Genomic DNA, 14,338 nt, shown 5'->3' with positions numbered 1-14,338 from the left:
ACCATGTAGCAATCAAGGTTTAAAAGACTTTCTTTTGAATAAAACAAAAAGGAATCGAACCATAAAGATCCAACCCCTTAATTAATTTTAAATTTGAAAACTTACATGTACATATTAAGTTCCCCACCAAAATCTTGAATAGCAACATACATACCATTATTCAACTTTTGAACGCCTACACCTACAGCAATATATGTACCATCCAACATAGATTCATTATGTGATGGTGAATTCTTCCATTGCTCCATGGCATTTTGTGCTACTTCATCAGCTGTCGAACCATTAGTTACAGCTAGATTTTCCGCCTTATCGTATGAAGCATATTTATTAATATCTGCTTGTGCTTGATTTGCAAATTCGTCATGATTGGCAGCGTAAATATTATTCTTAGCATTTACATGACCTTGCTCAGTAATTGAACGAGCTACAGCACCATTTGATAAATTAATATCTGTAGTAAGAGCTTTTAGACCCTTTGATTCACGATATTCATTTAATAACGAAACAATTTTACTTGCAGCAACAGAAGTATCCACACTTTGTTCAATAGCATTTTTTGTATATGTGAATGTAATTACTGATGAACCATCAGCAGCTACTTTAACAGACTTAGTTGCTTGATCAACTGTATAACCATTAACTTTAACAGCATCTTCACTAATAGTTGAATCGACTTTTTGATCTTTCAAAGTTTTAGCGTCAGCTACATCTTTACCTTGATTGTCAACATATTTAACAGTTACGTTGGCAGACTTAGTTGCTGGTGTTGTAGTTGAATCCTTTTGGTAAGTGAAAGTAGTTGTGTTACCAACATCTGGATTAACAAGCAAATCTGTTGTTGGTATAGAGATTAATTTGTATCCTGGAATATCAATTGCTTTAGCAGTAACCGTTGAACCTACTTTTTCAGTTGTCACTTTATCCTTAGCAATACGGATTGCATTTTCATCCTTGTACATAACAGTTACGTTAGCAGTGGCATCGGCTGGCAAATTGATTTTTGCGTCTTCACTTGATTTATAAATGAAAGTGATTGTGTTACCAGCTTCATTAACAATAATTCTGTCACTTGTATTTGAATATAGAGTATAGCCGGCTACTTTTGGAGCCAAAACAACAAGTTCTTTGCCGACTTCTTGTTTTTCAGTCTTACTGTCAGCGATTTCTTTACCATTTTCGTCAACATATTTAAGAGTTACATTGGCTGTTTTTGCTGATGGGTCAATAGGAGTGCTGTTCTTTTTGTATGTAAAGTTTATATCTGTATCACCTTCAGCTTTTGCAACAATAGTTTTGCTTGCTTCAACTGGAGTATATCCATCAAGAGTAGGTGCTGTAAAAGTCTTTTCTTTTCCTAGCGGAGCCATATCCCATCTGCCCACTAATTCTTTACCTTGTTCATCGAGTAAATGAATACTTACAAACTTACTTTGAGCACCTGTTGGATCAGCATCATCCTTAGTATAAGGAACAGTAAAAATTTCACCGTCAAGTAGAACTTTATATGTGCCATGTTCTTCACTAGGAACTACTGTGTAACCATCAAATTTAGGTGCATCGATTGTGATATTTGAATTTAGTTTAACTTTACGTGTTTCAGTTTTTAAAACGTATGAATCATTTGTTGTAGTTGAACGTTTAATGTAATTTATGGTAACAGTAACTTCTTTATTAGAATCAGTTGGATTGGTTGGAGTAGTAGTTGAACCACCATTATTTTCACTATCTTTTGTATAAGGAACATTAAACTCTTCGCCATCAAACTGAACTTTATAAGTCCAATGATCTTCACCAGGTACAACCGTATAACCATTGAATACAGGTGCATCAATTGTAATATTTGAATTTAATTTAACTTTACGTTTTTCTGTTTTTAGAATGTAGTGATCATTTGTTGTGGTTGAACGTTTGAAATAGTTGATAGTAATAGTAACTTCTTTATCTGGATCAGCTGGAGTAGTAGTTGAACCACCATTACTACCATTATTAGCATTAGTATTTTCATTATTAGTTGAAGTAGCCTCTGCATCAGGTGCGTTCTTAGTATAAGTTTTTTCACTTCTTGAAGAAACGCTTGTTAGAGAAACATTGCTTGCTTTAATCCATTCGTTAGTAGCGACACGATAATAAGTTTGACCGTCAACAACCACTTTAGTATCGGTCTTCCAAGCTGTATTGTCGCCTAGGCCACGGTTAGTAATAAGTTGGAGACCACCGGCAGCTAATGGATTTGTATAAAGTTTAGATTCAGTGTTAGTTAATACGATACCTTTCAAATCCTGTTTTGATGTTTCATCGGCTAAATCCATTTGGTTAGCATTAGCGTATTCATTGCCACCAACCAATAGATAAGTTTCGCCATCAACACCTTTTACAGCCTTAGCAGTTTTCCAAGATGTACCATTTCCTAAACCACGGTTAGCTTTATGAATATTATTAGAAGTAACATCGCTCCAAAGTTGGACGAAAGTGCTATTACTTGAGTTTGCTACAGCAACATTATTAACGGCACTAGCATCAACAGTTTTTTGACTCAACATAGTAGCACTGAACAATGTAACAAAAGTTAGGCCAATTGTTAACCAGCCCTTCTTTGAGTGTACAAGTTTTACACGGTATGTTTTGTCTTCTAAAGCCTTGTTTAAACGTTTCTTTTTAAAATCCATTTTTTTCTCTCCCTTAATTAATTCCCTATTTTTATTTCCTAATTTCTAGCGTAATCTCGAAATGCTTACGTTAATCGTTATCTATCATTTCAGAGTTATTGGTCTCATAAAGTTTGTCTTTAACCTTTATTCATAAACAGTAATTAACTTATTCCATAACTAAAACAATCTTTAGCGATTGTCTATTTGTCAATTGAAGTCTACTCCCTGCCAAAGGTGTACCATAACCAACTTGTTGCATTTCCGTTACGACGGTAAGGAGATGAATCATCAGTATCACTTTTCATATAAACATATCCGTTTTCAGCAACAATAATTTTGTTTGTTATGCTAGTATCATCAGGATCTTGCCAATAAACTTTATAGTGTGCAGTTACATCTTCTGTACTATCATCATTTAGGTCTTCGTCATTTGAATAGACCGTACAGTTGAATTCACCTTTTCGATAATGAAATACTGTATCTGAATCTCCATTAAGTAGGTAACTACCCTCTATGAATTTTTGAAAATCTTTTAAATTATGTATATGTGTCTTATCAGAAAATTCAGAGTCATCCCAACTGCTTTCGTCTGTATTTTCATCTTTATCTTGATTTTCTTGGCTAACAGTAGATTGATTGTTTTCTTTAGGAGTTACTTTTTGCATTTCATTATCTATATCGTCCACTGCATAGTCCTTAGACCATTTTTTATAGTTTGGAGTGCCACTTACCGTGCCATAGTCCAGCATGTCAATAGTTCCAAAATTTTTACTTTTTGTCATTAGATGAAGCTTATTGTTTTTACTAAGTTTAAATCTTAACTTCTTTGGAACAATATTAGAGTTTGAAGAAAATGTATATTGATTCTTACTAAGTTGTTTTAATGTTCCTTGATAAAAATTGGTATTTTTAATGTTATACATAAGAATATTTTTGCCTTCAACTCTATAATTACCTGTTAATAAAGCAAAAATACCACTATTTTCTGCATTTGATACAGGATATCCATATTTCCAAATAAATTTATCACCCTTAAATGCAATGCCATTTTCTATAGAATCTGTTGAAGGGCTCATGAATCCTCGACCATCTAATGATTCTTTTTTACTAACCTTAGTTACTTTATTGTCATTATTAGAAGCTTTTGAATGATTGTTAACACTACATCCCGCTAATAACAATGTACAGAAAATAACTGATACAATAACTCCTCTTCGCATTCTCTTTAAACCCCTCCAAAATAATTATGTTTCATTTTTAGTGATTCTGTGAGTCGATAAATTGTTGATGGAGTTCTGGACCAACTTTTTCAGGATCTTTTACTTCCAATCCTGGTTGTGGTTTTAAGTCCACGCCATCTTCATTACCCTGAATCACATCACCATCATTAACAATCATGAAACTATTGGCACGAGCACCAGTTTGAACTGCACGAGGATAGCGAGATCCTTTTCCAGTAAAACTGACATCTGTTGGTGTCGTCGACATGATATCGCCGACTGTTGGCCATTTAGCAAAAACAAATGAAGTCTGTGTAGGATATCTGAGATAACCTTCGCTATTTACTTCATATGTACCCTTTTCAAAAGTAATCCCAGGATCTGCCGTAGCATTATTTGCTCTAGTCAAATTGTAGATATACTCACCATTACTCTTTAATAGAAGTGTGTAGGTGTCACCTTTAAAGGTACAAGTATATGGCACATCAAAATATTTCTTTGGAGTTTGTGTCTTTGCATCTGAATCTGATGTTTTATCAGAACTGTCCGACTTTGAGGAGTTACTATTACTGTCATCATTAGTGTCTGAAGATTTCTTCGTATCGACAGCAGTTTTTGTAACTTTTTTCTTTTTCTTAGGTTTTACTTTTACAGTTTGTTCAGTTTTGTCGGCACTAGCCGAACTACTTTCGGAAGGTTTGTTGTGTTCCATTCCCATAACTATTCCAGCAATTAAAACGACTGCTAAAACAGCAATTCCCCCGATAATTTGTAATACTTTTTTCATTATTAAATCCCTTTCAAAATACTAGACATAATAAAAGCCCTAACATTTTTGTTAGAGTTTTTATTTTTGCAGTAAAACAACGACACTATATAAACTACTTACATACCGAAATCCTGAACACCATAAACTGTTCCATTTGATGAAATTCCGACTGCAAATCCTCCTGCTACATAGTTTGGATCCAGAGCATTATCAGCATGTTCCTCATCACCTGTCTCCGCATTGAAAATGTGACGAGCCCATTGAGAAATATCGTTGCCATCTGATCCATTCATTCCAATATTTTCACCGACACCACTGTGTTCGTAAACATACTTAGCTAGGTGTGGTTCTTCACTGAAATCTGTTCCATTTGGTTGTTTATGTCCAATGAAGTTCTCTTGTTGATCTATTCCGTAAACAATTTGGGCAGCACGAGCCTCAGCACCTGCCTGTAAATCACTATTTAACTCAAGAGGTGAAACATTGTGCTCTGCCCTAAATTCATTCTCTATCTTATATAATTCAGCGTTCAATTGTGAGATTACTTGCTTCATTTTAGTTTCATTTCTTCTGTACTTAAATGTAACTATCGTATCAGCATAGATACCACCTTTGCCACTGATAGTAACGGTCTGTTGAGTTGGACCAACAACGTCATATCCTAGAACATTTGGTGCGTCAACTGTTACTTTTTTACCAATTTCTTCGCTTCTCTCAGTTCCATTTCCAACAACATAACCTGTATCGGCGCTAATCAATTGAATGCTCAATGGAGCTTTAGCCTTAGTGGCATTCTTCGTATACTTAAATACCAAAGTTTTATCACCGGATACGGATTTTATTGTTTGAGTATCATCACCATCTACTGTATAGCCTTCAATATCCTTAGACTTAGAAATATATGGTTTAGCATTATCAGTTTTTTTAACTAGAGGGTCAGCTATATCTGTACCATTGGCATCTATATATCTAGTTGTGATTGTTGATTGTTGGACTGGTTCAATCTCTTTATCATATTTAAAGTTAATAACGTTATTATCTGCATTCACTTTAATAGATTGACTAGCTTCACCATTCATTTTGTAACCGTCGATAGTAGGTGCAGTAAAAGTACGTGTTGTATTAACCTCTGTAGTCATAGTTGTAGCTGTTCTAATCACATTACCCTTAGTATCTAAGTAGTTCAATGTAACGGTTGCAGTTTTAGGTTTAACGGCATTCTTTTTATATTTAAATATAACGGTATTACCATTCTCACTAACCTTAACTGTTTGACTCTTAGCACCAATTAATGTGTAACCATCAATATCTTTAGCATCAACTGGAACATTAGCCCCGTAATAACCTGATTGGTTATCAGCATCAGCAATAGGTTTACCATTCTCATCTACATAGTTAACCTTAATATTTCCTTCTTTTGTTTGGTGATAAACGAATGTTACTTCATTAGTACCTTTATGGACTGTGATAATTTGAGTCATCTTTTCAGGCATCCAACCAGTAGTATCGCGTGATTCGGCATCAAATGTTGAACCAACCTCTCTGGTGAAAGTTTCATAATTGCCAAACTTAGTACCATCAGCTTTCACATGATGAACGATAATAGTAGCTTTTTGAGTTGTTGGTGTAGTAGTACCGCCATTATTATGGTTGGTATTATCGATAGTAGAACCACTATTATTTTGATTTGTCTCAGTTGAGCTATTGTTGCTGTTACCAGTTAAATAAGCGTCTTCAGCTTTGACCCATTCATTTGTAGCAACACGATAATAAGTTTCCCCGTTTACGACAACTTTTTTATCGGTCTTCCAATATGTATCTCTGCCTAAAGCACGATTAGTAATTAATTTAGCACCTTGTGTTGGATTGTTATAAAGTCTAGTGATTTCCTTATCTGCTCTTGTATGAACTACCCCTAGTAGTCCTTGTGCTGATGTCTCATTTTGAAGAGCCATATCTTTAACGTTAGCGTATTCGTTACCACCAACTAATAGATAAGTTTCACCATCAACACCCTTAACAGAGGCAGCGGTCTTCCAAGCTGTACCATTACCTAAAGCACGATTAGTTTTATGAATACCATTGGATGTAACGTCACTCCATAATTGAACAAAATTTCCTTTTGCTGCTTTGGCAACCGCTACATTATTATTAGCTGAGGCGTCAACTGTTTTGCCACCCAATGCCGTAAAGCCTAACAATGTAATAAAAGTTAATCCAACTGTCAACCAACCTTTTTTACCATGAACTAGTTTTACACGGTATATTTTGTCCTCAAGCGCTTTATTTAAACGTTGTTTTTTAAAATTCATTCTCTACAAACCCCTCAATATAACTTTAATTATGCAAATACTCTCTTAACACCAGCGATATTTCCACGATTACCGTAAATTGAATGTACTTGAACGGCGTATGGCCATGATTCAATCATTGTGTCACGGTTCAATAGAATACCAACGTGCCAGATAATTCCTGTTGATGGGTCAGTGAAGAAAATCAAATCTCCTCTTTGACGGTCATTAAAGTTGATATGTGGAATTCTTGAATCTGCCCAGTAATCACGACTGTTCCATTCATGACCTGGTTGTGCATGTTGAATGTTTGAAATTGGTGCGGAATCAATACCTGAAGCATAAAGTGCTTGTGTAACTAATCCTGAACAGTCAACACCATAAGCAGGCATACTTCCGGCACCAGAAATCCATGTCTTACCAAGATACTTGTTTGCTTGGTTAATCATAGCTTCAATGTGTTGTGAACGTGTACTTGTAATATTTGTTTGAAGTGGTGCGACGTAAGAATCGATACCATACCAATCAGCTTCTGAATAACCCATGGCTTTCCATGTTGCTAAGTTGACGACACCTGTAACAGGTAGACCTTTTCTTGATTGAAGGGATCTAACACTTGAAGCAACTGATCCATCATAAATCGTGTGTGCATTTGAGTAACCAAAGTATCTTCTAACTAGCCAAACTTTGACACCTTCAACACCGTTATATAAGTCATAACCAACAGAACCACCACTAGGTTTGATTTGACTGTTTTGAATTTGTAACCAACCGTTTGGATTTTGATATGCGGCTCCTTCAGCTGAATCATCACTGTTCAACCAAATATCATTACCAATTTGGTAGTAAGTTCTACCGTTAGCACTATCTGTACGATTGTATTTCCATACTGAATTGGCAGCGTAATTAGCTTGTCCATTCTTGTAAAATCCTGCTTCGTTACGAGAATAACTAGCAGCTCCCCATGATTTAACACGAACGACACCACTCTTTTGGTGTCCATATGTCAAAACAACGTTGTCGGCATTAGCATATTCGTTTGTAGCAACACGGTAAAAAGTTTGACCATTGTAAACTAATTTTTGATCAGTTAACCAGGCAGTATTTCCACCTAATACACGGTTAGAAATAGCAGTACCATCTTGAGTGTAAAGTTGTGTGAATCCTGTTGTGTCAACGATTCCTTTTAATGGTGTGATATTACTTGCTGTAGAATCAGCTTGTGTTGTTGCTTGAGCTGATGTATCTTGAGCAGTTTGTTGAGTAGCAACATTTTGAGCTTGAACATCATCGTTAGTTGTTTGTTCAGTTTGAGTAACTTGTTGATCATTTTGATCTGTTTGAACTTGAGTATCATCAGATACTTGTTCTTGATTTTGAGTCTGATCTGTCTTTTGTGATTGTGAAACAGCTTGTGATTTAGCAACTTGTTCAGTTGTTTGATCAGCATTATCTATTGTTGTGTCAGCTTTAACACTTTGTTGTGACAAAGTAACTGCAGCCAAGGCTACACCGCAAACAAAAGCAAATTGAAACTTTTTATTCATTTTTCTTTCCCCTTAATAACTTATTGCACGTCTTTTTTGCGTGTTCCAATTATTGATAAATTGATTAATCCCCATTTGGAGTGTTTGGTTCGTCCAGCAATCGTTGTAGTAGACGTAATTCTTGTCATAGCCTGTCACAACTAAAGCATGATATGGGAAGCCATATAATGTATTCCATGTCACAACTGGATGACCGATATTGATTTGATACTTAATAGCGTTGAAATTTTGACCAGTCAAATTTTTGGCCGTGCCAGTATATTTCTCGACCAAATTCATCAAGGCTGGTGGAAAAATTGTAATTCCAGTTCCATCCCAAGGTTGACCGATATAACCATAATTAGGATTACTGCTACGAGGCATTTCCTTAGCCATTTGCATCTTATTAACTTTGGCTCCGGCGTATTGCAACATCATCGTTACAGCAGTGATTTCACAACCATTTGGTAATTCAGGTCTTTGAGCAATCAAAGGCACACCAGAAATCCATTTAGCATCTTGATATTGGCCTTGACTAAGGACAACGTAATCTTGTGGTACCCAAGTGTTACTTCCAACTTGGTACCAATCCTTGCCACCAAATTGAGCGCGACTATTAACTTTCCAACTACTACCAGTTGGTAAATTACTTCCTAAGTAAACTGCCTTATCACCAAAACCTTGGAAATCGTGAACACTGGCACCACTCTTATAGACAACTGTGGCTACACCATCATATGGCTGAGCGTAATCACGGTATGTTCCCATCGTTGAATCTACATATTCAGTAGTAGCAACTCGGTAATAGACTTTGTCCTTATACGTACGACGATAATCAGCACGCCATGCAGTATTTGGACCTAAATAGCGATTCGTAATTGGTTGATCATTATTATCGTGTAAATTTACAACGTTACCACCAATAGTAAATACACCATTTACGGCTTCATCATGATAAGTTGCTTGAGCTTCTTGAACGGCCTGAGTAGATTGACTATTTTGAGATGCAACCGGTGTCTGAACATCATTTGAATTATCGGATGTTGTTACAGAAGGTTTATCTCCACTTTGATTAACTGTATTATTCTGAACAGTTTTTTCATTTGAATTCTCAGGAATTTGAATCCAAACTGAACTTTTGTTGTCCTCAGAAACATTGTCTGTTGTGTTTGTCTGAGAACTTGCCTGTGTTGTTATTGCTTGCTGTTGACCACTGGTGTCTTCATCAGCCTTAACGATAGTGGTTGAAAAAAGGCAACTAGAAGCAAACAAAGTTGCATATAGCAATTGTTTTTTTATCAACATATTCTCCCCTAAAAATAAGTTTTATAAATAAATCCTTAGCAATTTTCCGTTTTTCCCATTAATACCCCCGACATAATATGACATGAATAATTCAATATTAATAAGAATGTCATTTTTTACATGTCCCTTCAAATACAAACAACATGTAGAGTCACTGTACTTATTTGCTATTATATTTTCGAATTTTTTAATTGCATTTTTGCATAAAAAATAGAACATCAACTAACTTGGCATTCTATTTTTTACTTATTTTTGCCATTTTTGTTACATAAATTGATCATTTGAAAATGAAGTTTATTTTTTGTTTTTTGTGTTATGTTTTCGTAAAACATTTTATTTTACAATAGGACTATCGTTATTGTTTATAAAAAAAAGGTAGAACATCAATTTTGATGTTCTACCTTTCGAAATTTTAACGACGTTTAATTTGTTGCATATGTTTCCGTGATTTTTTCATAGCTTTTTTACTGCCAAATGCTTGATTAATCTTTTCGTTTTCCAATTGACGTGAATTCATCTTGCTATAAGACATTTCACGTTGCAATTTAAGGTAACTCTTCAATCTGTCAGCATCCAAACGTCCGTCTTTAACTGCCTCTTTTACCGCACAACCAGGTTCATTTTGATGACTACAATCACGAAAACGACACTCTTTTGCTAACTCTGTGATATCCTCAAAAGTCTTAGAGAGATTACCGACAAATAATTGTAATTCTCTCATACCCGGAGTATCAATAACAATACCTCCATTTGGTAATAGTATTAATTGTCGTGATGTAGTTGTATGTCTCCCCTTGTCGTCACCTTCCCTGACTTGCTTGGTCTCTAGTTCAGAATCTCCTAAAAACCAATTAATCAAAGATGATTTACCAACTCCTGACGAGCCAATGAAAGCAACTGTTTTTTGGGGTTTAATATAAGCCGATAGTTTGTCCAATCCTGTTTTCATTTCAAACGAACAAACGACTGTATCAACGCCCATGCAAACATCTTCTAGTTCCCGCAATTTGGCAGTAATATCAGCGCATAAATCTGATTTAGTCAAGACTACTACTGGAGTAGCTCCACTATCCCAAGCCATTGTTAAATAGCGTTCAACCCTACGTGGATTAAAATTAGTATTCAACGACATACAGATAAAAATTGTATCAATATTGCTGGCAATAACCTGACCACTACTATCATTACCCGAAGCCTCGCGGGCTAAAATACTTTTACGTGGCCAAAGTTTTCGAATAATTCCTGTTGCGTTAGCTTCTACTGAAATTAATACCCAATCGCCAACAGCAGGATATTCAGTTGTATTAATAATTTGATGATTCATTTTTCCCGAGATCTTAGCTTGCACAAAGCCTTGGTTGGTTACGACTTGATATAAGTCTCGATGCTGGCTAGTTACACGTGCCCAAACTAATTTTCCAAGATTATTCTCTGATGATTTGATTTCATCTGTAAAACCATATTTTTCAATAATATTCAATTTTTTTATTCCCTTCACAAGTGACGGTACTCTAAAACTTGCGAAAAAAAGGGTGCAGTTTACCCACTGCACCACAAAAAGAGAAAAAGTTATCTTTCGTCCATTCGCAAGGCATTAGGGTACACAAAATAAGATAGGTTTAAAACCTATTTTTTCTATGTTCTAATGAAAATCCTATTAAATGAACAGCATACGCGGTTCCTCCGTTATTTTATTACCGCTAAGATAGCATTATTGATCATTTTAGTCAATTCAATCGTTCTAAGGTTACATAACAAAACTACTATGAAGTACTTACTTCAAAAAAAGCTCTAGCTAAGGTTTTCCCCTCAACTAGAGCCAAATTGAATCTATTTTTTATTCTCACTGTTTAATTTAATAATTTCAAGAACAACATCAACCGCTTTTTCCATTGACTCTTCAGCCACATATTCAAAACGTCCATGCATATTCTCGCCACCAGCAAACAAATTAGGTGTTGGTAAACCTTTAAAGGAAATAGTTGAGCCATCAGTACCACCACGAACAGGTGCTTCATCAGGTTCAATGTCTAAGTTCTTCATTGCCTTTTCAGCAATCTTAACGACATCCATATGATCCTTGATAACATCGATCATGTTGTAATATTGATCACCCATATCAATCTTAACAGTTCCTTCACCATACTTATTGTTCAATTGCTTAACAATCTCAGTAACTTTATTCTTACGTGCTTCCAAACCATCACGTTCAAAATCACGAATGATATAAGACATATCAGTATGATCAACAGTTCCGTTTTCTTCTAGTAAGTGGAAGAAACCTTGACGTCCATCAGTTTGTTCTGGTACTTCACTAGCAGGCAAAGCGTCTTCAAATTCACGAGCAACAGTCAACGAATTGATCATAATACCCTTAGCTTCTGAAGGATGAACATCTTTACCGGTAATATGTACTTTCAAACTTGCAGCACTGAAAGTTTCGTATTCCAATTGACCAACAGGACCACCATCAACTGTATAAGCAAAATCAGCACCAAAGTCAGGAACATCAAAATTCTTAGCACCAGTTCCGATTTCCTCATCAGGTCCCAAACCAATCTTGATCTTACCATGTTTGATTTCTGGATGAGCAATCAAATATTCCATAGTCGTGATAATTTCAGCAACACCTGATTTATCATCAGATCCTAGAAGTGTATCACCACTTGTTGTGATCAATGTTTGTCCAGCATACTTTGTTAATGAAGGGAATACCTTTGGATCTAGTGTGTATTCACCAGCATCGTCAAGCTTAATAACACTCTTGCCATCGTAATTTTCAACGATTTTAGGTTTGATATCTTCTGAATTAAAATCAGCAGTATCAATGTGAGAAATCAATCCCAAGACTGGGACATTATAATCAAGATTAGATGGTAGTTCGGCGGTCAAATATGAATCAACCTTACGAATTTTTACATCTTTCAGACCAATTTCTTCCAATTCTGCAGCCAATTTCTTCAAGAAAACAGTTTGTCTTTCAGTTGAAGGAATCATTGTTGAATTTTCATCTGAACGAGTATTTTGTTTAACATATCCTAAGAAACGAGGAATTAATTTTTCATATTTTATTGCCATTACTACACTCTCCCTATAAGAAATTATATGGTTCTGTATCTACTTCTGATTGTACTATATCTAAGTCCCATTTATTAGATTTTTTCCAATCTTCTAACAAACTTGCCATTTCTTTAATAAAGATTGCCTCAATATGATGCCCTGGATCGATTACATTAAGACCATTAGCCATCATATCGTGTGCAGTATGATAATAAACATCCCCAGTAATAAAGGTGTCAGCACCAGCTTTAATAACTTCTGGATAAAACTTTCCTGCATCGCCACCAATTATGGCAACTTTTTTAACTTTCTGACCTAAATCTGATTTAACATAACGAAGATTAGGAACATGATAAGCATCACGAACCATTTTAGCAAAATCGACTAACTCCATCGGCTCTTTCAATTCACCCATACGCCCCAAAGAGTAATCATCGTCTTCATTTAAATAACTAACATTATTTAAACCCAATTCTTCCATTAACCAATCATTCATACCACCGTGAGCTTTATCAAGGTTAGTATGAACAGCATGTACGGCAATATTGTGTGATAACAAGTCACGATACATTTGATTTTGTGGTGATGTTAGATCTAAATTATGGGCTGGATGAAACATGATTGGATGATGAGCTAAGATGAAATCAACATTTTTGTCGATAGCTTCTTTAACTACTTGTGGACGAACATCTAGTGTCGTCATAAGACGATGAACAGTCTGTTTACGATTACCAATCTGGAAACCAGTTGGATCGCCATCTTCTTTAATTGACAATGGAGCAAATTCTTCAATTCGATTAATAATATCTTGAACTTGAATTTCTACCATTATAATATCTCCTCAATATATTTAATATCTTGGTTCATTAAATCAATTTTGGCTTGATCAATCTTCTTTGCATGGGACATATTCTCAACAGCCTTTTGATAGCTATTGAGCTTATGTTGCCATTTAGCAATAAAGGTTGGAGTCTTCTTGGTCATTAGTACTGGACCCATTAAAAATTGGGCTGAATTCAGCGGCTTAGCTTGTTCAACTTTGTTAGCTTTAATAATTTCATAAACGTGATGTTCTTCTTCAACGATATCTTCATCAACGATTTCAAAATTATTTTCGACTAACCAATGACGTACCAGCGGTTCACCAATATTAGGTTGTAAAATTAACGTCTTAACATTGGACAACTGATCTACGGTTGCTCGTGTGAGAATATTTTGAATCAAAATACCACCCATACCAGCAATTACGACCGTATCAATTTGATCTTCAGGTTTAATAACAGCTAGGCCATCACCCAAACGAACATCAATTTGTTTGCTTAATCCAAACTTATCAACGTCTGCTTTAGAACGTGATATAGGACCGGGTGCAACTTCACCAGCAATTGCAAATTGACAAATTTTTTCTTCTATTAATTCTACTGGCAAATAAGCATGATCTGATCCAATATCAGCCACTCTTGTATCTTTATCAACCATTTGGTAAACGGCTTGTAATCTCTTTGAAAGTAAAGTCACT

Annotated in this window: 10 protein-coding genes; all 10 read right to left on the bottom strand. The window is 35.4% G+C overall.

What is annotated here, in order from left to right; all coding sequences use genetic code 11:
- Positions 1-101: 101 nt before the first annotated feature.
- Positions 102-2,666, bottom strand: coding sequence for a MucBP domain-containing protein (locus LKACC16343_RS01050; RefSeq protein ID WP_056952611.1), 2,565 nt, complete (start codon positions 2,664-2,666; stop codon positions 102-104).
- 200 nt (positions 2,667-2,866) lie between these two features.
- Positions 2,867-3,868 carry a hypothetical protein gene (locus LKACC16343_RS01045; protein ID WP_056952612.1) on the bottom strand — a complete coding sequence of 334 codons (1,002 nt, stop codon included), beginning with the start codon at positions 3,866-3,868 and terminating at the stop codon, positions 2,867-2,869.
- A 37-nt stretch (positions 3,869-3,905) separates the two neighbouring features.
- Positions 3,906-4,655, bottom strand: a complete 750-nt coding sequence (locus tag LKACC16343_RS01040) for a hypothetical protein (protein ID WP_056952614.1) — start codon at positions 4,653-4,655, stop codon at positions 3,906-3,908.
- Positions 4,656-4,753: 98 nt separating this feature from the next.
- On the bottom strand, positions 4,754-6,949 hold the full coding sequence (locus LKACC16343_RS01035; protein ID WP_056952616.1) for a MucBP domain-containing protein: 2,196 nt from the start codon (positions 6,947-6,949) through the stop codon (positions 4,754-4,756).
- Positions 6,950-6,978: 29 nt separating this feature from the next.
- Positions 6,979-8,475 (bottom strand): NlpC/P60 family protein, encoded by a 1,497-nt coding sequence (locus tag LKACC16343_RS01030; RefSeq protein WP_056952618.1) that lies wholly within the window; start codon positions 8,473-8,475, stop codon positions 6,979-6,981.
- A gap of 12 nt (positions 8,476-8,487) precedes the next feature.
- On the bottom strand, positions 8,488-9,759 hold the full coding sequence (locus LKACC16343_RS01025; RefSeq protein WP_056952620.1) for a C39 family peptidase: 1,272 nt from the start codon (positions 9,757-9,759) through the stop codon (positions 8,488-8,490).
- Positions 9,760-10,171: 412 nt separating this feature from the next.
- Positions 10,172-11,239, bottom strand: coding sequence for a ribosome small subunit-dependent GTPase A (gene rsgA / locus LKACC16343_RS01020; protein WP_056952622.1), 1,068 nt, complete (start codon positions 11,237-11,239; stop codon positions 10,172-10,174).
- A 350-nt stretch (positions 11,240-11,589) separates the two neighbouring features.
- Positions 11,590-12,837: a peptidase T gene (pepT, locus tag LKACC16343_RS01015; RefSeq protein WP_056952624.1), complete on the bottom strand. Its 1,248-nt coding sequence runs from the start codon at positions 12,835-12,837 to the stop codon at positions 11,590-11,592.
- Between the two features lie 13 nt (positions 12,838-12,850).
- Positions 12,851-13,648, bottom strand: coding sequence for a Nif3-like dinuclear metal center hexameric protein (locus tag LKACC16343_RS01010; protein ID WP_056952626.1), 798 nt, complete (start codon positions 13,646-13,648; stop codon positions 12,851-12,853).
- Positions 13,648-14,337, bottom strand: a complete 690-nt coding sequence (locus LKACC16343_RS01005; RefSeq protein WP_056952628.1) for a tRNA (adenine(22)-N(1))-methyltransferase — start codon at positions 14,335-14,337, stop codon at positions 13,648-13,650. The genes LKACC16343_RS01010 and LKACC16343_RS01005 overlap by 1 nt, the downstream gene beginning before the upstream one ends.
- Between the last annotated feature and the right edge of the window lies 1 nt (position 14,338).

Source organism: Companilactobacillus bobalius, from assembly GCF_002179915.1.
GTDB lineage: Bacteria > Bacillota > Bacilli > Lactobacillales > Lactobacillaceae > Companilactobacillus > Companilactobacillus bobalius.
Note: the sequence above shows the minus strand (reverse complement) of the source record. Positions and strands in the feature narration are given on the sequence as shown.